Genomic DNA, 25,293 nt, shown 5'->3' with positions numbered 1-25,293 from the left:
CATCCAGCTGGGGTTCACCCGGCTCCAGCATCAACGGGAATCGTTGCGGTGCAGCCACCAGTGATTCACGCACCCGCGCCGGGCGAGGCTTGGCGAGCGGTGTCACGGAGCGTTTGAGAAACTTGCCCAGCTTATCGGCCTTGGGCCCCGGGACGGTGGCAGGCTTGGCGGCGGCCGCCAAGTTGTCGACTGGCATGCTGATAGCTCCCAATTGAATGTCCTGATCAGCGACGATCTGTTCCAACAGGGCGGTCCAGGCCTGAATCAGGTGCTGAATACGCTCATGTCCGAACAAGGTTGTGGCGAATTGCCAAGTGCCGCGCAATTGCCCTTCTTCTTCGTCAACGAACAACGCCATGTCGAATTTAGAATGGGTCTCCAGCGCCGGCAGTAACTCCACGCTCACCCCCTTCATGGCGCGGGTGCGCACCGGCACGTTGTTCATCACGAACAACACCTGCAGCAAGGGATTCATGCCCTTGTGTCGCGGCACGCCCGAGGCTTCGACAATCTGGTCGAACGGCAAGTCCTGATGCTCCAGGGCGCTGAGCAGGTTGTCCTGGGTTTGCGCCAGGAAGCTTGCGAACGTGGCATCGGCGTCCAAGCGCGAACGCAGGGGCAATACGTTGACGAAGAAGCCGATCAGCCGCTCCAGCTCCGGTTGCTCACGACCGGCCACGTCGGCCCCTACCACCAGATCTTGCGCAGCGCAGAGCCGATGCAGCAACACCTGGAAGGACGCCAGCAGCGTGCTGTACAGCGTGACCCCGGCTTCGCTGGACAGCCGGCGCAAAGCCCCGGTCAGCGCGGTGGGCAGCTGGAACTGCAGCGCATCACCGTCGTAGGAAGCGGTCTGGCCCCGAGGACGTGCCAGCGGCAGGTTCAGGCGCCCCTCGTAGCCACTGAGCCGGTGTTTCCAGTAGTCGGCCTGACGCGCCAGTACGCCCTGTTCTTCCAGCGCCTGCTGCCACAAGGCGAAGTCATGGTACTGAATCTCCAGGGGCGCTAGCGGCATCGCTTCACCCTTGAGGGAGGCCTCGTAAACCTGCACCAGTTCGTTGATCAACAGCCCCATCGACCAGCCATCGGAGATGATGTGATGCATGGCGTACAGCAACACATGTTCGGTCGGCCCCAGGTGCAGGATCCGTCCGCGCAACAGCGGTGCCTGCTCCAGATCGATCGGGGTGCGGGCATTTTCCAGGGTCGCCTGGGCCACCTGTTCCTGCCGGGCACTGGGTGACAGGCCAGACAGGTCGATCACCGGAAAGTCCAGTCGGACCTCATCGGCAATCAGCGCCACCGGATCCCCTTCTTGGTTTTGGCGGTACGCAGTGCGCAATACGTCATGGCGGCGTACCACGTCGGCAAAGCTGCTCATCAGACGCTCCACCGACAACTCGCCGCACAGGCGCAGCGCCATGGGCATGCCATACGCCGAAGTGCTGCCGGACAATTGTTCGGCGACCCACAAACGTCGCTGCACCAACGACAGCGGCGCCGAACGTCGTGGCCCATGGGCCTGGAGCCGCACCTCACGGGAATCACCCGCCCGGACCGGCCCATCGACGGTGCCGGCCATCAGCGCCGCCAGCGCCTTGAGCTGCGGATGATCGAACAGGTCACGCAGGCTCAGCGGATAGCCGGTCAGCTTGCGCAAGCGTGAAACGGCCTGGGTCGCCAGCAATGAGTGACCACCGCGCTCGAAGAAGTGGTCGTTGCGACCGACCTGTTCCAGCTCCAGCACCTCTTGCCAGACACCGGCAATCTGTTGCTCCAGCTCACCCTCGGGTGCCTCGTAACCACTTTGCGATAACCCGGTATCCACGGTTGGCAGGGCCTTGCGGTCGAGTTTGCCGTTGGGCGTCAGGGGCAGGTGTTCGAGGAACAACAGGTGCGCCGGGATCATGTAGTCGGGCAGATGCTCCTTGAGGCCTGCCTTGAGCTGGGCGCGCGTACTGCTTTCGTCCGCTTGCAACGCCGCAGCAACCACGTAGGCCACCAGTTGCTGACCGCCCGGAGCGTCTTGGGCCAGCACCGCCACTTCACGCACCTGGGGCTGTTGCAGCAGCCGTGCTTCGATTTCTCCCAACTCGATGCGGAAGCCGCGGATCTTCACCTGATGGTCGATGCGGCCCTGATATTCGAGTACGCCATCGGTGCGATAACGGCTCAAGTCACCCGTGCGATACAAGCGCTCGCCGGTTGTGGAAAACGGATTGGGTACGTACTTCTCGGCCGTCATCGCCGCCCGCCCGAGGTAGCCACGGGTGATGCCCGCGCCGCTCAGGTACAGTTCGGCCGACACACCCTGGGGCACCGCTTGCAGGTCGGCGTCGAGCAGGTAACTGGCGGTGTGCTTGAGCGGCCGGCCAATGTTCGCCGTGCCGCCAGCAGTGCGGCGGGTCCAGGTGGAATAGGTGGTGTCTTCCGAAGGGCCGTAAAGGTCGTAGACGTGCTCAATCCCGCCAACTTGTGGGAGCGGGCTTGCTCGCGAAGGCGTCCTGTCAGTTGGCATCTGGTTGTCTGCCCCATCGCTTTCGCGAGCAAGCCCGCTCCCACAGGTGAGGGGTTGTAGATACAGCGCATCCACCAGGCTTTGCTTCAGCGGTTCCCCGGCCAGGTTGATGATGCGCACGCTGGGCGGAATCTCACCGCTGCGTTGCAACGCCGCAATGGCCGACGGCACGCTGTTGATCAGCCGCACCTGATCGCGGGCCGGCAGTTGCGGCAACTCCAACGCGTTGCGGGCGATGATCAGCGAACCGCCGTTGGCCAGGGTCACGAACAGCTCCCACACCGACAAGTCGAAGCACACCGACGTCGAGGCCAGCACGCCCTGGATGTCGTCGCGGCTGTAAACCGATCTGGACCAGTCGATCAGCGCCAGCACGTTGCGATGGGCAATCGCCACGCCCTTGGGTTGGCCGGTGGAGCCGGAGGTGTAGATCACGTAGGCGAGGTTGTCGGGCGTCACGGTTGTGCGCGGTGCGCTCAACGGGTAGTGCGCCAGATCGAGCTGATCCAGCATCAGCACAGCGGTTTCGGTCAGCACGCTCAGCGTTGCCGCCACCGCTTGCTCGGTCAGCAGCACCCGGGCGCGGCTGTCGTCGAGCATGTAGGCCACACGCTCGGCCGGGTAATCCGGGTCCAGCGGCACGTAAGCGCCGCCGGCCTTGAGCACCGCCAGCAAGGCAATCAACAACTGCTCGGAGCGCGGCATCGCCACGCCCACCCGTACTTCCGGGCCGACGCCCATTTCGATGAGCTGGTGGGCCAGGCGATTGGCGCGGCCATCGAGTTCGCTGTAACTCAGTCGAGTATTGCCGAAGGTCACCGCCAGGGCGTCCGGCGCGGCCTCGGCCTGGCGGGTAATCATCTGGTGAATGCACAGCGTTTGCTCGAACGGTGCATCAACCGGGTTCCAGTCGTGGGTCAGGCGCTGATGCTCATCAAACTCCAGCATCGACAACTCACCCAGGCAGCGTTCTCCATGAGCAGTCATCTGGCCCAGCAACTGAGCCAGATGGGCCGCCAGCCGCTCCACCGTGACCGCCGAGAAACTCGTCTGCTGGTAGCTCATGTGCACCGACAGTTGCCGATCCAATCCCACCAACAGCGTCAATGAGTAACTGGTTTGTTCCTGGGTGAGCGGCGGACCAAAGCGCAAACCGTCCGGTGCGCCTTGCTCCAGGGCCTGGGAAATCGGGTAGTTCTCGAATACCAGCAAACTGTCGAACAGCGCTTCACCGCCCTGCCCGGCCCAGCGCTGGATGTCCAGCAACGCGGTGTGCTCGAACTCGCGCAGCGCCAGGTTCTGTGCTTGTACCGCTTGCAGCCAACTGTCCAGGGACTGCTCGGCCCGAGGGCTGGCGATCACCGGCAGGGTGTTGATGAACAGGCCGATCTGCTGCTCGATACCCGGCAAGTCCGCCGGACGACCGGCCACCGTCGCGCCAAAGGCCACGGTGTGTTTGCCGGTGTAACGCTGCAACAGCAGCAGCCACGCGGCCTGCACCAGCGTGTTGACGGTGACTTTGGAGGCGCGGGCGAAGGCTTCCAGACGTCGGGTCAGCGTCTCGTCCAGAACCTGTACATGATCGCCATAACCGGCGCCGGTCTGGGTCGGTGATGCAACGGCATCGGCCAGCCGCGTCGGGGCCTCCAGGCGTTGCAGCACCGGCTTCCAGAACGCTTCGCTGGCGGCGCCATCCTGGCGTTGCAGCCAGGCGATGTAGTCCCGGTAGCGGCTGCCAGAGGCGACGACGGGTTGGCCGCTGTAGCGTTGCAGCACTTCGCCGAGCAGTTGCGAGTTACTCCAGCCGTCCATCAGGATGTGGTGGCTGGTGTAGATCAGGTGATAGCGCTCCTCTGCCACGCGCACCACCAGCAAGCGCAACAGCGGCGCCGCATCCAGCTCGAAACCCTGCTGGCGCTGCGCCAAGGCAAGAGTTTCAAGGTCTTGGGACAGGTCCGGACGGGCGCGCCAGTCATGGAGCACAAACGCAACCTCCAACTGTTTATGCACCACCTGCAGCGCCCGCTTGAAATCACCGTCCCAGACGAAACTGCTGCGCAGCACTTCATGGGCGTCCATGGCCGCCTGCCAGGCCTGGCGGAAGCGCTCGACGTCCAAGCCTGCAACATCAACACGCAGTTGATTGATGTAATTGCCGGCCTGTTGCTCATACAGCGTATGGAACAACATGCCTTGCTGCATGGGCGACAACGGATAGATGTCTTCGATCTGCCGCGCAGCCAGCGGCAACGCGTCCAGTTGGGGCTGGCTCAACCCGGCCAGCGGGAAGTCCGACGGTGTGAAGCCCTGATGCCGGGTCTGGCAGCAGTGCTCGATCAACGCCTGCAACTGCTGAGCGTAATCCAGGGCCAGCGCCTGGATCGTCGACTCATCGAACATTTGCGTGCTGAATGTCCAGTCGATGCTCAACTCACCCGCGTAGACACTGCCATTGAGCGTCAGCCAGTTGTCCAGCGGCGCCAGCGGGCTCTGTGGCGCGCCCGCCGATTCGCTGGCAGGAATAAACAGCCCAGCGGCGTCATCAGCAAATCCGCTGTCGAACTGGCCCAGATAGTTGAAGGTGATGCGTGGCACCGGCAACGCCTGCAGGGCACGCCGCGTCGGCTCATCACCCAGGTAGCGCAGCACGGCGAATCCGAGGCCCTTGTCGGGTATCGCGCGCAATTGCTCCTTGATGGCCTTGATCGAATCCTCGGTGGTCGCGGCCGGTGTCAACCGGACCGGAAACAGACTGGTGAACCAGCCGACGCTGCGGCTCAAATCGAGGTCATCGAACAGAGCCTCGCGGCCATGGCCTTCCAGCTGAATCAAGGTCGAGGCCTCCCCGGTCCACCGAGCGATCACCCGGGCCAGGGCCGTCAACAGCAGATCGTTGACCTGGGTGCGATAGGCCGCTGGCGCTTGCTGCAAGAGTTGGCGGGTCTGGTTTTTATCCAGACGCGTCTGGACCTGCGCGCCATGGCACCTGCGCAGTTCGCCCTGCGGCCGGTCACAGGGCAAATCGTCGCGAGCGCCCTCAAGTTGCCCTTGCCAGTACGCCATCTGGGTTTGCAACGCTGCACTGCCCGCATGGGTTTTCAAGCGTTGTGCCCAGGCCTGGGTGGCCGTGGTCTTGGCCGGCAGTTTCGGCGCCTGGCCAGCCTGCAATTGGTCATAAGCCTGTTGCAGGTCTTCCAGCAGAATGCGCCAGGACACCCCGTCCACCACCAGGTGATGGATCACCAGCAACAGCCGTTGGCTGCCATCGACCAGGGTCGCCAGGACGCCGCGCAACAACGCGCCGCTTTCCAGGTCCAGGCTGCGCTGAGCTTGTTCGGCCAAGCGTTCCAGCGCCGGGGCATCGGCCACCTCAGCGGTCCACAACAGCGGTGAGCGGTGCCAAACCGCCTGCTGTTCGGCGAGTGTTTGATGACGGGCGGTCCAGGCGTCGTCCTCACGCTTGAAGGCCAGGCGCAAGGCATCGTGATGGGCAACCAATGCCTGCAACGCCTGCTCCAGATGCCCGGTGTGTACCGGCCGCACCCCTTTGAGCAACACCGACTGGTTCCAGTGATGAGGCTCGGCCATGGGCTGGTCGAAAAACCATTGCTGGAACGGCAGCAGCAGCGTCTCTCCCGTCACCGGCCCCTGATCGATAGCCAGCCCGCTGTCACCCAGGGTCGCCACGCTGGCCAAGCCCTGGATGGTCTGATGTATGAACAGATCCTTGGGACTGAAATGGATGCCTGCCTGCCGGGCCCGGCTGACCATCTGGATGGAGATGATCGAATCGCCCCCCAGCTCGAAGAAGTTGTCACCCACCCCCACTTGCTCGCGCCCGAGCACGCTTTGCCAGATCGCGGCCAGGGTCTGTTCGAGGGCGGTGACCGGTGCGATGTAAGCCTTGGGGCTGGCGCTGATATCGGCTTTGGGCAGCGCCTTGCGCTCCAGTTTGCCGTTGGGACTGACGGGCATTTTTTCCAGCCACACCCAGTGCTGCGGCACCATGTAGTCGGGCAAGGACTGGCTCAAATGCTCCTTGAGGCGACCTTGCAGCACCTGGCGGACCGCGTCTTCGGCGCTCAGCAGTTCAGCGCGGGCTGGCACCAGGTAGGCCACCAGCAAGGTGCCGTCCTGGGCGATGACGACGGTTTCGCGCACCTCGGCGTGCTCGGCCAGGCGCGCTTCGATTTCACCCAACTCGATGCGCAGGCCACGGATTTTCACCTGATGATCCATGCGCCCGGCGTATTCGATCACGCCATCGGCGCGGTAGCGCGCCAGGTCACCGGTACGATACAGCCGCTGACCATTGCCGAAGGGGCCGGTCACGAACCGCTCGGCCGTCAGCGCCGCGCGTCGATGGTAACCACGGGCCAGGCCCTCGCCCGCCAGGTACAGCTCGCCCGTCACACCGACCGGCACGGGCGACAATTCAGCGTCCAGGATGTAGGTGCCCAGATTGGCAATCGGCTGACCGATCGGCACGCTGTCGCGCCCCTCCTCGACACAGGTCCAATGGGTGACGTCGATGGCCGCCTCGGTCGGACCGTAGAGGTTGTACAGGCCGGCGTTCGGCAATTTGGCGAACACCTGCTGCTGTGCATCCACCGGCAAGGCTTCACCGCTGCACACGATCCGTTTCAGGCTGGTGCATTCGGCCACATGTGGGTCTTGCAGAAAAGCCTGCAACATCGACGGCACAAAGTGCAGCGTAGTGATGCCGTGCGCGGTGATCAGTTCGATCAGTTGCGTCGGGTCGCGATGAGCGCCCGGCGCGGCCACCACCAGCGTCGAGCCGGTCAGCAACGGCCAGAAGAACTCCCACACCGATACGTCGAAACTGAAAGGGGTTTTTTGCAGCACGCTGTCGGCGGCATCGAGCCCATAGGCCTGCTGCATCCAGCACAGTCGGTTGACCAACGCCGAATGACGATTACTCGCGCCCTTGGGCTTGCCGGTGGACCCCGAGGTGTAGATCACATACGCCAGGTTCTCACCGTCGAGCTCGACGTGCGGATTGGTGTCGCGGCCTGCTTGCAGCCCGTCATCGGGCAGATCCAGCACCAGGCTGCGCAGCCCCTGCGGGATCGGCAATTGCTCCAGCAAGTGGCGCTGGGTCAGCAGCAAATCGATGCCGCTGTCTTCGAACATGTAGGCCAGGCGCTCCCGTGGATATTCCGGGTCCAGCGGCACGTAGGCGCCGCCGGCCTTGAGAATCGCCAACAGCCCCAGGACCATTTCCACGGAACGTTCCACGGCAATGCCCACCAGCACATCCGGACCGACACCCTGCTCGATCAGCCGGTGAGCCAAGCGATTAGCCCGAGCGTTGAGCTGGGCATACGTCAGGCGTTGCTCGCCGAAAACCAGCGCCGGGACGTCCGGGGTTCGCCACACCTGTTCTTCGATCAACCCGTGCACACTGCGATCAAGGGGGTATTGGGCCGTCGTCGCGTTCCAGTCGAGCAGCATCCGCCGCCGTTCGTCAGCGTCCAGTAGCGCCCACTGCGCAACGGGCCGATGCAGGTCCTGCACCAGGCCTTTCAACAGGTTGAGCCAATGCCGGCCCATGCGCTCGATGGTGGCCGGTTCGAACAGATCCGTGGCGTAGGTCAGGGCGGCGTGCAGGCCTTGCGGGCTATCGCTGGTATCCAGGCTCAGGTCGAATTGTGCGGTGCGCTGTTCCCAGCCAAGCGGTTCGACCGCCAGGCCCGGCAAGGCATTGGCCAGTGCCGCGCCGGTTTCGTTGCGGTGGTTGAACATGGCCTGAAACAACGGGCTGTGGCTCAGGTTGCGCTGCGGTTGCAAGGCATCGACCAATTGCTCGAACGGCAGGTCCTGATGCATCTGAGCCGCCATGGCTGTCTGTTTGAGCTGTTGCAGCAAATCCGCGCCGGTCAGATCACGGTGGAATTCGGCCCGCAGCACCTGGGTATTGACGAAAAAACCGATCAACCGCTCGGTTTCCAGGCGATGACGGTTGGCAATCGGCACCCCGACGCGGATGTCGGCCTGACCGCTGTAGCGATGTAGCAACGCCTGGAAAGAACCGAGCAACAGCACGAACAGCGTGACGTTTTCCCGTCGGGCCAGGGCCTTGAGGGCGTCGCTCAGCGAGGGATCCAGCACAATCGGCAAACGCGCGCCGCGCAGGCTTTGCTGCGCCGGGCGCGGATGGTCCGTGGGCAGCTCCAACAGCGGTTGCTCGCTCCCCAGTTGCCCGGTCCAGTACGCCAGTTGTCGCTCCCGTTCGCCGGCGGCCATCCATTGCCGCTGCCAGACGGCATAGTCGGCGTATTGCACCGCCAGAGGCGGTAACTGCGCGGGCTGGTCCTGAATGAACGCCGAATACAGGCTCATCAGGTCATCGACCATCACCTGCAACGACCAGGCGTCGGCAACGATGTGATGCACAGTCAGGACCAGAATGTGCTCCTGCTCGCCCAACTCCAGCAGCGCCACGCGCAACAGCGCCTCGCTCAGCAGATCGAACGGGCGTTGCGTCTGCTGCTCGAGGAACGCCTGAATACTGGCCTCGTTAGCCACTGCCAGGCATTGCTCGACGAAGTGGACCTGCCCCTGCGGGCGAATCACCTGGCAGGTGCGGCCATCGTCCTCCACGAACTCAGTGCGCAGGCTTTCGTGACGTTCCAGCAGCGCATCAAAACTGTGGCGTAGGGCGATTTTGTCCAGCACACCGCGCATCCGCAGCGCGGTCGGAATATTGTAGGCGGCACTGTCGGGGTCCATTTTCCACAGGAACCACTGCCGTTCCTGGGCGAACGACAGCGGCAGCGGTGCGTCACGCGACACCGGCACCATCGCAGGCGCCTGTTCGCCTTGGCCGACGTCGAGAGCATTGACAAAGTCCTGCAACGTGCTGTGTTCGAACAGGCTGCGCAGCGGCACTTCGATAGCCAACGCCCGACGGACCCGAGACACCACTTGGGTGACCAGCAGCGAGTGCCCGCCCAATTCGAAGAAGTTGTCCTCCAGCCCTACTCGCTCAAGCTTGAGCACCTCCTGCCAGATCGCCGCCACCTGTTGCTCACGCTGACTGCGGGGTGCCACGTAAACCCGTTCCACATCGCCAACATCAGGCGCCGGCAACCCCTTGCGATCGACCTTGCCATTGGGCGTCAGCGGCAGTTGCGCCAGCAACACCAGGTGCGCCGGAACCATGTACTCGGGCAATTGCGCCTTGAGTGCGGACTTGAGCGAAGCGCGTAACGAAGACTCGTCCGCTACTTCAGCGGTCGCGGGCACCACATAACCCACCAGTTGCGCACCGGTCGGGGCTTCATGGGCCACCACCACGGTTTCCCGCACACTGTCCTGGGCCAGCAGCGCGGCTTCGATTTCACCCAGCTCGATGCGCAAGCCGCGAATCTTGACCTGATGGTCGATGCGTCCGATGTACTCGACCACGCCTTCGGCCCGATAGCGGGTCAGGTCGCCGGTGCGATACAGCCGCTCACCGCTAGTGGAGAACGGGTCCGGCACAAACCGTTCGGCGGTCAACGCCGGACGTTGAAAGTAGCCGCGGGCCAGCCCGTCGCCGCCGATCAGCAACTCACCCGGCGCGCCCGGAGGGTTGAGCGTCAGGTCACTGCCCACGATATACAGGGCAGTGTTGTCCAGCGGCTTGCCCAGGAACGGACGGCTGTTTTCCAGACTCAGCGGATGCACCGCCGACCAGATCGTGGTTTCGGTCGGGCCATAGAGATTCCAGACCTTCGGCGAAAGCGCCAACAGTCGTTGCGCCAACTCCAGGGGCAACGCCTCGCCGCCGCAGAGGAACGTGCGACCGGCCAGCAACGCCGAGTGCTCATGATCCAGCAACATACGCCAGCTCGAAGGCGTGGCTTGCAACACCGTCACATCGTGTTGTTCGATCAGCGCCAGCACCGCTTGCGGATCCTGGTGCACGTTCTGGCCGGTCAGTACAACGCTGGCGCCGGCCGACAGCGGCCCGTAGATTTCCAGGCCAAAAATGTCGAAGGAAAACGTCGTCAGCGACAGCATGCGATCGCTGGCCGTGATGCCTGGCCGGGCGATCATGCTGATGACGAAGTTGCTCAGCGCGCCATGACGGACCATGACGCCCTTGGGTTTACCGGTGGAGCCGGAGGTGTAGATGACGTAGGCCAGGTGCTCGGCGGTCAATGGCACCATCGGGCACGTGGCCGGTGCGGCCTGCCAAGCGGCGTCCGGCTGGTCCAGCAACAGGGTGCGCAGGCTCGCCGGGATCGGCAGTTGGGCCTGCAAGCGGGCCTGGGTCAGCAGCAACTCGATGCCGCTGTCCTGGATCATGTAGGCCAGGCGATCCTCGGGGTACGCCGGGTCCAGCGGCACATAAGCGCCGCCGGCCTTGAGGATCGCCAGCAGGCCGACAATCATCTCGGCGCTGCGCTGCACCGCGATGCCCACCGGCTGGTCCGGCGTCACGCCCAGGCCAATCAAGTGATGGGCGAGCTGGTTGGCGCGCGCCTCCAGTTGCCCGTAGCTCAAGGCCTGTCCATCAATGGTCAACGCCAGTGCATCAGGCGTTTTGCGCGCCTGTTCGGCGATGCGCTGGTGCACGCACAGGCCGTCGCTGCCATGGTCGACCACGCGGTGCCAGTCTTGCTGCGTGCGGCGCTGTTGGACGGTGTCAAGCAGCGGCAACTCACCGATGCGCTGCTGGGGCGCGTCGACGATGCCTTGCAACAGGTTCTGCCAGTGGCGGGCCAGGCGTTCGATGGTGTGGGGTTCGAACAGATCGGTGGCGTAAGTCAGCTCCGCCGCCACACCCTGCCCGGTTTCATAAGTGCCCAGGGTCAGATCGAACTGGGCGGTGCGCCCTTCCCACACCAGGTCTTCGACGCTCAAGTGTGGCAGCTGCAGTTGCCGCTCCTGGGTGTCGCTGGCGGTCTGGTGGTTGAACATGACCTGGAAGATCGGACTGTGGCTGAGGCTGCGTTCAGGTTGCAGGGCCTCGATCAACTGCTCGAACGGCAAGTCCTGATGAGCCTGGGCGGCCATGGCCGACTGCTTGACCTGCGCGAGCAAACGGTCGAACGGCAGTTGTCCATCCACGTGAGCGTTGAGCACCTGAGTGTTGACGAAAAAGCCGATCAGGCCCTCGGTCTCGACCCGATTGCGGTTAGCCACCGGCACGCCGACGCGAATCTGCGGCTGGCCGCTGTAGCGATGCAGCAAGGCCTGGAACGAGGCCAGCAAGACCATGAACAGACTGGCGCCTTCGCGCTGGGCCAACTGCTTGAGCGCCGCGCCCAGTTCCGGCGGCAGGTTCAGGTCCAGGCGCGCACCGCGAAAACTCTGCACGGGCGGGCGCGGATGATCGAGGGGCAACTCCAATACCGGTTGTTCGTCGCCCAGGGTCTGCACCCAATAGGCCAACTGCCGCTCACGCTCACCGGCCTCGAGCCAGTGACGCTGCCAGATCGCATAGTCGGCGTATTGCACGCTCAGCACTGGCAACGCCAACGGCTGGCCGGCGGTGTCGGCCGCGTAGTGACGCACCAGTTCATCCACCAGCACCTGCATCGACCAGCCATCGGCAATGATGTGGTGCTGGATCAGCGCCAGCACGTGGTCGTCCTCGGCGATTTTCAACAGCGAAACCCGCAGCAACGGCCCCTGGCGCAAATCGAACGGGCGTGCGGTTTCAGCCTCGACGAACGCCTTGATGGCGTCGTCCTGGCTGGCCGACGGAGCGGAGGTCAAGGCCTGCACGGCGATGCCCAGGGGCATGTGCCGGTGGATGACCTGCACGGTTTGCTCGCCGTTCTCGCTGAAGGTGGTGCGCAAGCTTTCGTGGCGCTCGAGCAGTGCGTTGAAACTGCGCTCCAGGGCCGGCACGTCCAGGTGCCCTTTGAGGCGCAGGGCACTGGGGATGTGGTAAGCCGAGCTGTGGGGATCCATTTGCCAGAGGAACCATTGACGTTCCTGGGCGTAGGAAAGCGGGATGTGGTCGAACCCGAGACGTACCTGGGGAATCGGCAGATTGGCCGGCGAGACGCCCTCTTCGAGCATCTTCTCCAGGTACAGCTTACGTTTGTCCAGCGGCAGAGTGATAAAGCGCTTGGCAATCGTCAAAGCAACACTCTTGTCCATCAAACCTCCTCCATTTCATCAAGCAGGGCTTGCAGCTTGCTGAGTTTCTGTTCATTGATTGGCGCGTCCCCGGCGTCCAGTTGCGCGACAAAATCCCTGAGGACGGGGTGCTGGAAAATCAGCTGTGGGGTCAGGGTCAACCCCAGTTCGAGTGCCATGCGCGAGACGGCATTGACCGCCAGCAGCGAATGGCCGCCCAGCTCGAAAAAGTGATCGTTCAGGCCCACGCGCTGCACCGTGAGCACCTGTGCCCAGATCGCCGCGACCTGTTGCTCAAGCTCACTGACCGGAGCGACATAACCGGCCTGCAACCCACCAGCGTCCACAGCCGGCAGGGCCTTGCGGTCGAGCTTGCCGTTGGGGGTCAGCGGCAATTGATCGAGGAACAGCAGGTGGGCCGGAATCATGTAATCGGGCAGGTGTTCCTTGAGCCTGGCCTTGAGTTCATCGCGCAGTGCGCGTTGCTCCTCGGTGACCTCCAGGTTCAGGGACGGAGCGACCACGTAGGCCACCAGTTGCTGGCCGCCCGGGGCGTCTTGGGCCAGCACCGCCACTTCACGCACCTGGGGCTGTTGCAGCAGCCGTGCTTCGATTTCTCCCAGCTCGATGCGGAAGCCGCGGATCTTCACCTGATGGTCGATGCGGCCCTGATATTCGAGCACGCCATCGGCGCGATAACGGCTCAAGTCACCCGTGCGGTACAGACGTTCGCCGGTTGTGGAAAACGGATTGGGTACGTACTTCTCGGCCGTCATCGCGGCGCGGCCGAGGTAGCCACGGGTGATGCCCGCGCCGCTCAGGTACAGCTCGGCCGAAACGCCCTGGGGCACCGCGTGCAGGTCGGCGTCCAGCAGGTAGCTGGCGGTGTGCTTGAGCGGCCGGCCGATGTTCGCCGTGCCGCCGGCAGTGCGGCGGGTCCAGGTGGAATAGGTGGTGTCTTCCGAAGGGCCGTAAAGGTCGTAGACGTGCTCGATCCCGTGAGGGAGTACGCCTGTGGAAGCACAGTCTGAGGAAGCACAGCCTGTGAGTGCTAATTCTGTGGGAGCCAAATCTGTGGGAGCAAAGCTTGCTCGCGATGGCAGTGGGTCAGCTACACATGGGCCAGCCGATAGAATGCTATCGCGAGCAAGCTTTGCTCCCACAGGCTCTGCTCCTACTGCACCTGCTTCTACTGGCTCTGCTTCTACTGCATCTGCTTCTACTGGTTTTGCTCCCACAGGTTCTGCTCTTGCAGACTCTGATTCTAGAGGCTTGGCTTGCACAGGCTCGCTCTCACCGGTGGGCTGTTGATACAGCGCATCCACCAGGCTTTGCTTCAGCGGTTCCCCGGCCAGGTTGATGATGCGCACGCTGGGCGGGATTTCGCCGTTGCGCTGCAACGCGGCGATGGCCGAGGGCACGCTGTTGATCAGGCGCACTTGGTCGCGGGCCGGCAGTTGCGGCAACTCCAACGCATTGCGGGCGATGATCAGCGAACCGCCGTTGGCCAGGGTCACGAACAGCTCCCACACCGACAAGTCGAAACACACCGAAGTCGAAGCGAGCACGCCCTGGATGTCGTCGCGGCTGTAGACCGATCTGGACCAGTCGATCAGCGCCAGCACGTTGCGATGGGCAATCGCCACGCCCTTGGGTTGGCCGGTGGAGCCGGAGGTGTAGATCACGTAGGCGAGGTTGTCGGGCGTCACGGCTGTGGGCGGCGCGCTCAATGGATAGTGCGCCAGGTCGAGCTGATCCAGCATCAGCACAGCGGTTTCGGTCGGCACGGTCAGCGTCGCCGCCACCGCTTGCTCGGTCAGCAGCACCCGCGCGCGGCTGTCGTCGAGCATGTAGGCCACACGCTCGGCCGGGTAATCCGGGTCCAGCGGCACGTAGGCGCCGCCGGCCTTGAGCACCGCCAGCAAGGCAATCAACAACTGCTCGGAGCGCGGCATCGCCACGCCCACCCGTACTTCCGGGCCAACGCCCATCTCGATGAGCTGGTGGGCCAGGCGATTGGCGCGGCCATCGAGTTCGCTGTAGCTCAGGCGAGTGTTGGCGAAGGTCACCGCCAGGGCATCCGGCGTGGCTTGAGCCTGACGGTCAATCATTTGGTGGATGCACAGATTCTGTTCGAACGGCGCGTCCAGCGGATTCCAGTCATGGGTCAGGCGCTGATGCTCATCAAACTCCAGCATCGACAACTCACCCAGGCAGCGTTCTCCATGAGCAGTCATCTGGCCCAGCAACTGAGCCAGATGGGCCGCCAGCCGTTCCACCGCGGCCGCCGAGAAACTCGCCTGCTGGTAGCTCATGTGCACCGACAGTTGCCGATCCAATCCCACCAACAGCGTCAATGGGTAACTGGTTTGTTCCTGGGTGAGCGGCGGACCAAAGCGCAAACCGTCCGGTGCGCCCTGTTCCAGCGCCTGGGAAATCGGGTAGTTCTCGAACACCAGCAAACTGTCGAACAGCGCTTCACCGCCCTGCCCGGCCCAGCGCTGGATGTCCAGCAACGCGGTGTGCTCGAACTCGCGCAGCGCCAGGTTCTGTGCTTGTACCGCTTGCAGCCAACTGTCCAGGGACTGCTCGGCCCGAGGGCTGGCGATCACCGGCAGGGTGTTGATGAACAGGCCGATCTGCTGCTCGATACCGGGCAAGTCCGCCGGACGACCGGCCACCGTCGCGCCAAAGGCCACGGTGTCTTTGCCGGTGTAGCGCTGCAACAGCAGCAGCCACGCGGCCTGTACCAGCGTGTTGACGGTGACTTTCGAGGCGCGGGCGAAGGCTTCCAGACGTCGGGTCAACGCCTCGTCCAGTACTTGCACGTGATCGCCATAACCGGCGCCGGTCTGGGTCGGTGATGCAACGGCATCGGCCAGCCGCGTCGGGGCCTCCAGGCGTTGCAGCACGGGCTTCCAGAACGCTTCGCTGGCCGCCGCATCCTGGCATTGCAGCCAGGCGATGTAGTCCCGGAAGCGGCTGCCAGAGGCGACGACGGGTTGGCCGCTGTAGCGCTGCAGCACTTCGCCGAGCAGTTGCGAGTTACTCCAGCCGTCCATCAGGATGTGATGGTGGGTGTAAATCAACTGATAGCGCTGCTCATCGAGCCGCACGATCAGCAGTCGCAACAGGGCCGGCGCGCTCAGGTCCAGCTGCCGGCGTTCGGCTTCGGCCAGGGCCTGCAAGGTTTCATCGCGCTGCGCATCGCCCCGCAAATCATGCAAGCGGTAAGGCAAGTCCAACTGCTTGCTGACGATCTGCACCGGATCAGGCAGGTCACCCTGCCAGACGAACCGCGTGCGCAGGATGTCATGGGCCTCCACCGCCGCCTGCCAGGCGTGACGGAAACGTTGCGGCTCCAGGCCTTCAACGTCCAGGCGCAATTGGTTGATGTAGTCGCCCGTGGCGTCGCCGTAGACGCTATGGAACAGCATCCCTTGTTGCATCGGCGACAACGGATAGAGGTCGGCGATCTGCGCCGTCGCCACCGGTAATCCATCGAGTTGCTGCTGGTTCAGGTGGGCCAGGGGGAAGTCCGACGGCGTCACGCCGCCATGCTCGCCATGGCAGCAATGTTCGATCAAGCCTTGCAGCTCGCGGGCGTAATCGTCGGCCAGGGCCTGGACCGTGGCTTCGTTGAACTGCTCGCGGCTGAAGGTCCAGCCCAGGTTCAGTTCGCCGCCAAACACTTGGCCGTTAAGCGCCAGGACGTTGGACAGCGGTGCCTGGGCGTTCAATTCATCGCCGGCGCCTTCGCTGGCTGGCACGAACAAGGCACCTTGCGTTTCGCTGAAGCTGGCATCGAACTGCCCGAGGTAATTGAAGGTCAGCTGCGGTACTGGCAGCCGGGCAAGGATCGCCTGCGTCGGGTTATCCGCCAGATGGGCCAAGGCACCAAAACCCAGGCCTTTGTTGGGGATCGAGCGCAACTGCTCCTTGATCTGCTTCAGGGAACTCCCCAGGTCCGTCGACGGAGTCAGTCTGGCCGGGTACAGGCTGGTGAACCAGCCGACGGTGCGGGTCAGGTCCACGTCATCGAACAACGCTTCGCGGCCATGGCCTTCGAGCTGAATCAATGCGCTGTCGCTGCCGGTCCAGCGCACCATGACCCGGGCCAACGCGGTGAGCAGCAGATCATTGACCTGGGTGCGATAGGCCTTGGGCGCGTCTTGCAGCAGTTGGCGGGTCAATGAAGCATCGAGCCGGGTGCGTACCGTCAGCGCGAGGTGGTTCTGCTGGCCGCCTTGGGGATTATCCAGCGGCAACCGCCCATCGACGCCCTCCAACTGGGTCTGCCAGTAAGCCAGTTCTTCCTGCAGCGGCGCGCTGCGGGCATAACTTTGCAAACGTTCGGCCCACTCCTGTGCCGAGGTGGTTTTCGCTGGCAACTGCAGCATCCCGCCGTCGGCCAGTTGCCGGTAGGCGCTTTGCAGATCATCGAACAGAATCCGCCACGACACGCCGTCCACCACCAGGTGATGGATTACCAGCAACAGCCGCTGGCTGCCATCGGCCAACGTCGCCAGCACCGCCCGCAGCAGTGGCCCGTCTTGCAGGTCCAGGCTGCGTTGCGCGCGATTGGCAATGTTTTCCAGCGCCTGAGCGTCAGGCGCGTCCACGGCCCAGAGCAGGTCCGCGCAGTGGCTGGCCGGAGACCGGTAAGTAGCCTGCCAGCCCTCGCTGCGTTCGCTGAAGCTCAAGCGCAAGCCATCGTGATGCACCACCAGCGCGCTCAAGGCTTGCGCCAGCACACGGGCATCCAGAGCGTGCATGGGCTTGAGCATCACCGCCTGGTTCCAGTGCTGACGCTCAGGGATTGCCTGCTCGAAGAACAGCCGTTGCACCGGCAACAGGGTCAGCTCACCGCTCACCGGACCTTGATCGATGACGTGCGTGGTTTCACCCAGACGCGCCACCGCCGCCAACGCTTCGATGGTCTGGTGCTGGAACAAGTCTTTGGGGGTGAAATGAATACCGGCCTGACGGGCACGGCTGACCACCTGGATCGAGACGATGGAATCGCCCCCCAGTTCGAAGAAGTTATCCCGCAAGCCGACTTGCCCGAGCTTGAGCACGTCCTGCCAGATGGACACCAGTTGCTGCTCCAGGGTACTGCGCGGTGCCACGTAACTTTGCTGCAATTGACTGACGTCAGGCTTGGGCAGGTTCTTGCGGTCGAGCTTGCCGTTGGGGGTCAGCGGCAGGCGTTCGAGCAGCAGCAGATAGGCCGGGACCATGTGCGCCGGCAGGGTGGCCTTGAGCTGGTCGCGCAGGTGCTCGGTGAAATCGGCACGCGGGGCCGTTGACTCATCGGCCACCACATAGGCCACCAAACGTTTGCCGCTGCCGGCACTGCCTTGCTGGGCGACCACCACCGCTTCACGCACGCCATCGAGGGCTTGCAGGCTGGCTTCGACTTCTCCCAGTTCGATGCGGAAACCACGAATCTTCACTTGGTTGTCGATGCGGTCCAGGTAATCGAAGGTGCCGTCGGCGCGCTGGCGCACCAGGTCGCCGGTGCGGTACAGCAAGCCACCGTCAGCACTGAACGGGTCGGCGATAAACCGCTCGGCCGTCAAACCTGGACGGTTGAGGTAACCCCGGGCCAGACCGCTGCCGCCCAGGTACAGCTCACCGGCCATGCCTTGAGGCAGCAGGTTCAGGTCGGCGTCCAGCACGTAGGCGCTACGGTCGCCGATGCGGCTGCCGATGGGCGCATACGCTGCCCCGCACACCACGTCACGACCCGCTTTCCAGATCAGCGGCGTGACCACGGTTTCGGTCGGGCCGTAGCCGTTGATGATGAAATCTGGATTCAGGGCGCGCTTGACCCGTTCGAAACTGGCGTTGGCCACCGCATCGCCGCCAAAGCAATAGATCCGCACCTTCGGCGGGTTGCCTTCGCGCTCGGCGTGTTCGGCCAGTTGTTGCAGGTAAACCGGCGGGAACGCCACCACCGTCACAGCGTGCTCGCGCATGGCGTTGTAGGTTTGTTCCGGGGTCCACAGGCTGTCATCGCGAATCAGCAAGGAGGCACCGTGGGTCAGGCTGGTGAGCCAGCGTTCATGGGCGCCGTCGAAGGCGAAGGACATGAAATGGAATTCGCAATCGCTGCTGTGCATTTCATAGCGTTCGCCGATGGCCTGGCAGTGCATCGCCAGCGGACCATGGGCCACACTCACACCCTTGGGATGACCGGTGGAACCGGAGGTGTAGATCACGTAGGCGAGGTTCTGCGGGTCGATCTGGACGGACGGTGCGCTCAGCGGTTGCGAGCTCAGATCCAGGCGGTCAAGTTCCAGCACCTGGGCGGCGCCTTCCAACGGCAACTGCGCTGACACCCTGGAGTCGGTGAGCAACAATGCCAGCCCTGAATCCTCGATCAGGTACGCCAGGCGCTCACGGGGGTAGCCGGTGTCCAGCGGCACATAAGCACCGCCAGCCTTGAGCACCGCCAGCAGCGCGACAATCACCCCTTCGCTGCGCGGCAAAGCCACGCCGACCCGGGTTTCCGGGCCCACACCATGGGCCATCAGTGCGTGGGCCAATTGGTTCGCCCGCTGCTCGATGTCGCCATAACTGAAACGCTGACCGTCAAAGATCACCGCCGTGCTGTGCGGGTTTAGCGCCGCCAGATGGGCGATGCGCTGGTGTACGGCAATGTCGGTCGGGTACGGCTGCGGGTGGTTGGCAGCCTGTTGCCGGGCCTGCTCCTCGGCGCCGGCCAAGGCGATTTCCCCCAGGTTGCGCACCGCCGATTCGGCGAAGCGTTCCAGCAGTTGCAACAGATGCTCGCTGATGCCGGCGATGGTCGCCGGGCTGAAATGCGCCCGGTCAAAGCTGTAGTGCAGCGCCAGGCTCTGGCCAATGGTCACCGCAACGCTCAACGGGTAATGGGTTTGCTCCTGGTGAGTGACCTCACCGAACACCACGCCCTGCCCGGCGCCTTCTTGCAGGGCCTGGGCGATGGGGTAGTTTTCAAACACCAGGATGTTGTCGAACAGCGCTTCGCCGCCCTGCCCGGCCCAGCGCTGGATGTCGGCCAGCGGCGTGTGCTCGAAATCGCGCAGGCTCAGGTTCTGCGCCTGCACCGCTTGCAGCCAGGCACCGACCGATTGATCCGGGCGCGGCGCGGCGATTACCGGCAAGGTGTTGATGAACAGGCCGACCTGTTGCTCGATGCCCGGCAAGTCCGCCGGACGCCCGGCCACGGTGGCGCCAAAGGCGACGCAGTCGTGACCGGTATAGCGTTGCAGCAACAACAGCCACGCCGCTTGCACCAGGGTGTTGAGGGTGACTTTCTGCTGGCGGGCAAACTGTTCCAGGGCCTGGGTGCGCGGGACGTCCAGGGTCTGGAAGTGATCGCCATGACCGCTGTGGATTTCGCTGGCGGAGATCACGCGCGCCAAGCGGGTCGGCTCCTGCAAAGTCGCCAGTTGAGCGCTCCAGAACGCCTCGCTCAATTGCCCGTCCTGACGTTGCAGCCAGGCGATGTAATCGCGATAACGCCCGACGGCGCTGGCCGACGTGCGGCCGCTGTAGCGTTGCATCACCTCACCGAGCAGCTGCGAATTGCTCCAGCCGTCCATCAAGATGTGGTGATAGGTGTAAATCAAATGCCATTGCCCGGCGCCGGTCTGCACCAGCACCAGGCGCAACAGCGGCGCCTGGCTCAGATCGAAACCTTGTGCGCGCTCGGTGTCGGCCAGCGCGGCAAGGGCCTGCGACGGGTCGCTACGCTCGCGCCAGTCCAGCACCGTGAACGGCAATTGCACCTTCTTGTGGACGATCTGCAGCGGCTGCTGCAATTGCCCCTGCCAGACGAAGCCGCTGCGCAAGATGTCCTGCGCATCGACGGTGGCCTGCCAAGCCGCGCGGAAACGCTCAATGTCCAGGCCTTGCACGTCCACCCGCAACTGGTTGACGTACTCACCGGCGGCCTGCTCGTAGAGGGTGTGGAACAACAGCCCCTGCTGCATCGGCGACAGCGGGTAGAGGTCGTCGAGCTGGCCGGCCGGCACCGGCAGCCCGTCAAGTTGCGCCTGAGTGACAGGCGCCATCGGGAAGTCCGACGGCGTGGCTTGCGGCGTGACCTGGTTGGCGCAATGCTCGATCAGCGCCTTGAGCTCAATGGCGTATCGATCGACCAGTTGCTGCACGGTCGCGCTGTCGAACATCTCACGGCTGAACCCCCAGCTCATCGCCAGTTCGCCGCCATAGACCTGACCTTCCACGGTCAGCCAGTTGGCCAGTGGTGCCGTCGGATCCTGGGCGACGCCGCTGCCTTCGCGGGACGGCACGAACAACGCCGACTCATCGAACTGCCGGTCGAACTGGCCGAGATAGTTGAACGTGATGCGCGGTGGCGCCAGATCCGCCAGCTCGGTGCGCACCGAAGGTGCCGCCAAATGACGCAGCACGTCATAACCCAAACCTTTGTCCGGGACACCGCGCAGTTGTTCCTTGATTGCCTTGATCGAACCGTCGAGATCGTCGGTGGCCGTCAGCTTCACCGCGAACAGGCTGGTGAACCACCCCATCGTCCGGGTCAGGTCGATGTCATCGAACAGCGCTTCACGGCCATGACCTTCCAGTTCGATCAGCGTGCCTGGCTGCTCGCTCCAGCGACTGAGGGTGCGGGCCAGCGCGGTCAGCAGCAGATCGTTGACCTGGGTGCGATACGCCGCAGGCGCCCGTTGCAGCAATTGTCGGGTCAGGTCGGCATCCAGACGCCATTCGATCTTCGCGCCGTGGGCATTTTCCAGGCTGCCCTGGGGACGCTCGCACGGCAGGTCCAGCGCGCCCTGGTGCTGGGCTTTCCAGTAGGCCAACTGATCGTCAAAGCGCGACGCTTCGGCGTGCAGACGCGCGGTCCAGCTCTGGAACGCACTGGTCTTGGCCGGCAAGGTCACGCCACCACCCGCCGCCAGTTGTTCGTAAGCCTGCTGCAAATCTTCCAGCAACACCCGCCACGACACACCGTCTACCACCAGGTGATGGATGACCAGCGCCAGGCGCTGACTGCCGTCGGCCAGATTCACCAGCATGGCGCGCAACAGCGGCCCCTCTTGCAGGGAGAGGCTGCGCTGCGCCTCGTCGCACAGCGCATTCAATTGCTCGGCGGATTGGGCAGCGCGTAGCCACAGATCAGCGCTTTGCTGCAACGGTCCGTGGCTCTGCTGCCAGCCGTCCGCGCCTGGCACAAAGCGCAGGCGCAAGGCATCGTGATGATTGATCACGCAGGTCAGCGCCGCGTCGAGCCATTGCCCATTCAAGGGCTCGCGAGCGGTCAGCAACAGCGACTGGTTCCAGTGCTCACGGGCGTTCATCGGTCGCGAGAAAAACTGCTGCTGGATCGGTCCAAGGAAGGCATCGCCGGTGATGGGTCCCTGATCCACCGCACTGTGCTGGTCGAGGCTGGCGACCAGGGCCAGGCTGCGCACGGTCTGGTACTGGAACAGATCACGCGGATTGATGCCGATACCGACCTGTCGCGCACGGCTCACCACTTGAATGGAGATGATCGAATCACCGCCCAGCTCGAAGAAATTGTCTTCGAGGCCGACCCGCTCCAGCCCAAGTACGTCCTGCCAGATTTCAGCCAGCGCGATCTGCAGCGCATCCTGCGGCGCGACGAATGCTTGCTGCGGCGCGGCATCCGGTTGTGGCAGGGCCTTGCGGTCCAGTTTGCCGTTGGCGGTGACCGGTAATCTGGCCAATGGCATCAGGTAGGTCGGCACCATGTATTCCGGCAGACTGCCCAGCAGCCAGGCTTTGAGGTCCTGCTGCCACTGTTCGTTCGGGTGGGTGTTTTCCAGTACCAGATAACCCACCAGATGCTTGCCGTCCTGCACCAGCACCACCGCCTCGCGCACCAGCGGGTGCTGCATCAGGCGGCTTTCGATTTCGCCCAGCTCGATGCGCAGGCCGCGCAGCTTGACCTGATGGTCGAGGCGGCCAAGGTATTCGATCACCCCGTCGGCACGCTGGCGCACCCGGTCGCCGGTGCGGTACAGACGCGCGCCGTCATGGAAGGGGCATGGCACAAAACGCTCGGCGGTCAGCGCCGGGCGCTGGTGATAACTGCGCGCCAGCCCCGCCCCGCCCAGGTACAACTCCCCAGGCACGCCGTACGGCACCGGCGCCAATTGGGCGTCGAGCACGTGGGTGCGCAGGTTGGCGATCGGCCGACCGATCGGCACGCAATCGGCACCTTCGTCGACGCATGTCCAGTGGGTCACGTCGATGGCCGCTTCGGTCGGCCCATACAGGTTGTAGAGGCTGGCGTTCGGCAGTTTGGCAAAGACCTGTTTCTGCGCGTCCAGCGGCAAGGCTTCGCCGCTGCAAACGATGCGCCTTAGCCCTTCACAGGTTTCCACGCCCGGTTCATGGATAAACGCCTGCAGCATCGACGGTACGAAGTGCAGCGTGCTGATGCCGTAATGGTTGATGATATCGATCAGTTGCAACGGGTCGCGGTGCGCGCCCGGGGCGGCCACCACCAGACACGCACCAGCCATCAGCGGCCAGAAGAATTCCCACACCGACACGTCGAAGCTGAACGGGGTTTTTTGCAACACCGCATCGCTGTCGTCCAGGCCGTAAGCCTGCTGCATCCAGCACAAACGGTTGACCAGTGCCGCGTGACTATTGCCCGCGCCCTTGGGTCTGCCAGTGGAGCCGGAGGTGTAGATCACATAGGCCAGACTCAACGGATCAACCGTCACCTCGGGGCGACGCTCGCTGTAACCGTCGAGCCAGCCGCTCGGCTGATCAAGCAAAATCACGGTGACGCCAGCGGTTGGCAGCCCCGCCGACAGCGAGCGCTGGGTCAGCAGCAACGCGATGCCGCTGTCTTCGATCATGTAGGCCAGACGATCCTGCGGGTACTCCGGGTCCAGCGGCACATAGGCGCCGCCGGCCTTGTGGATCGCCAGCAGGCCGACCACCATTTCCACCGAACGCTCGACGCAGATCCCCACCAGACTGTCCGGCCGCACACCCCGCTCACGCAGCAGATGGGCCAGGCGGTTGGCCCGGGCATCGAGTTGGGCGTAGCTCAGGCGTTGTTCGCCAAACAACAACGCCGGAGCATCCGGGGTACGCACCACCTGCGCTTCAATCAGTTGATGCATGCACCGGTCGCTCGGATAGCGTTGGGCCGTGGCATTGCCACCGTGCACCAGGGCGTTGTGCTCGTCGGCGTCGAGCAGCGGCAATTCGCCGATGCGTTGCGATGGATCGGCGACCATCGCCGCCAGCAAACGCAACCAATGCCGGGCCATGCGCGCGATGGTGGGTGCTTCGAACAGGTCGTTGGCGTACGTCAGCGCGGCGTGCAGCTTGCCGGCCTTTTCGTAGGTGTCCAGGGTCAGGTCGAACTGGGTGGTGCGGCCCTGCCAGTCGAGCATGCCGAGTTCCAGCCCGGACGCGGTGCTGACCGTGGTGATGTCGGCCACGTGCGGCTGATGGTTGTACATCACCTGAAACAACGGCGTATGGCTGAGGCTGCGCTCCAGCTTCAAGGCTTCGACCAGGCGCTCGAATGGCAGGTCCTGATGAGCCTGGGCACCGAGCGCGGTCTCTTTGACTGCGCGGAGCAAATCGGCAACACGGGTTTGCCCGTCGAGTTCGCTGCGCAGCACCTGGGTGTTGACGAAGAAGCCGATCAGGCCTTCGATTTCATCGCGATTGCGGTTGGCGATCGGCACGCCGACGCGGATATCGGACTGGCCGCTGTAGCGATGCAACAGCACGTTGAACGCGCCGAGCAACAGCATGAACAGCGTGATGCCATGCTGCTGGGCGGTGCTGCGCAGTTGCTCCGCCAAAGCGGCATCGATGGCAAACTCATGACGACTGCCGCGATAGCTCGGCATCGCCGGGCGCGAGTGATCGGTCGGCAGTTCGAGCACCGGATGCTCGCTGCCCAGTTGTGCCTGCCAATACTCGAGTTGCCGCGCCTGTTCGCCCGCTTCGAGCCAGCGGCGCTGCCACAGAGCGTAGTCACTGTACTGAATCGGCAGCGGCGCGAGTTGCGGCGACTGCCCCGCTTCATGGGCGTCGTAGCAACGGATGAATTCGTCGATCAGCACGTTCATCGACCAGCCATCGGAGACGATGTGGTGCAAGGTCAGCAACAGCACGTGTTCCTGCTCGTCGAGCTTGAGTAGCTTGACCCGCAGCAGCGGCCCGACCGCCAGATCGAAGGGCAGCAGCGACTGTTGCTGCGCCGCCTCGGCCACCGCCCGTTCGCGCTCGGCGGCCGGCAAGGCACGAAAATCCTGTTGTTCGATCACCAGCGGCGCGCAGGTCGGCACTTGCAACAGGCTATCGTCCGCCTGACGCTGGAACACCGTGCGCAGGGTTTCGTGACGCGCGACGAGGCTGGCGAAAGCCTGCTCCAGCGCCGTCAGGCTCAGCGCGCCCTTGAGCCGCACCGCCCCCGGCAGGTTGTAGGCCGCGCTGCCGGGCTCCAGTTGCCAGAGAAACCACATACGCTGCTGGGCGTAGGACAAGGCTTGGCGATCTTCGGCTTCGACGCCCTGGGGGATGGGGAAACCGCTGAACTCGACGCCCTCCTTGTCCAGCGCCGCCAGGAACATCCGGCGCTTGTCCAGGGGCAACCCGATAAACCGGCGAGCAAGTTTCAAGGCGTCTTCAGCATTCAT

Annotated in this window: 2 protein-coding genes (1 of these 2 cut by a window edge); both read right to left on the bottom strand. The window is 63.9% G+C overall.

Features of this window, described 5'->3' with window-relative positions:
• Positions 1-12,640, bottom strand: the 5' portion of a protein-coding gene (locus PSH57_RS08695; protein ID WP_305444862.1) for a non-ribosomal peptide synthase/polyketide synthase. It extends 950 nt beyond the left edge of the window; 12,640 of the gene's 13,590 nt are visible here — the first part of the coding sequence; the start codon lies at positions 12,638-12,640; the stop codon falls past the left edge of the window.
• The gene (locus tag PSH57_RS08690) at positions 12,640-25,293 is read right to left on the bottom strand and encodes a non-ribosomal peptide synthase/polyketide synthase (protein ID WP_305416484.1); all 12,654 of its coding nucleotides are present in this window, start codon (positions 25,291-25,293) and stop codon (positions 12,640-12,642) included. The genes PSH57_RS08695 and PSH57_RS08690 overlap by 1 nt, the downstream gene beginning before the upstream one ends.

The sequence above is a fragment of the Pseudomonas hefeiensis genome (assembly GCF_030687835.1).
Lineage (GTDB): Bacteria > Pseudomonadota > Gammaproteobacteria > Pseudomonadales > Pseudomonadaceae > Aquipseudomonas > Aquipseudomonas hefeiensis.
Note: the sequence above shows the minus strand (reverse complement) of the source record. Positions and strands in the feature narration are given on the sequence as shown.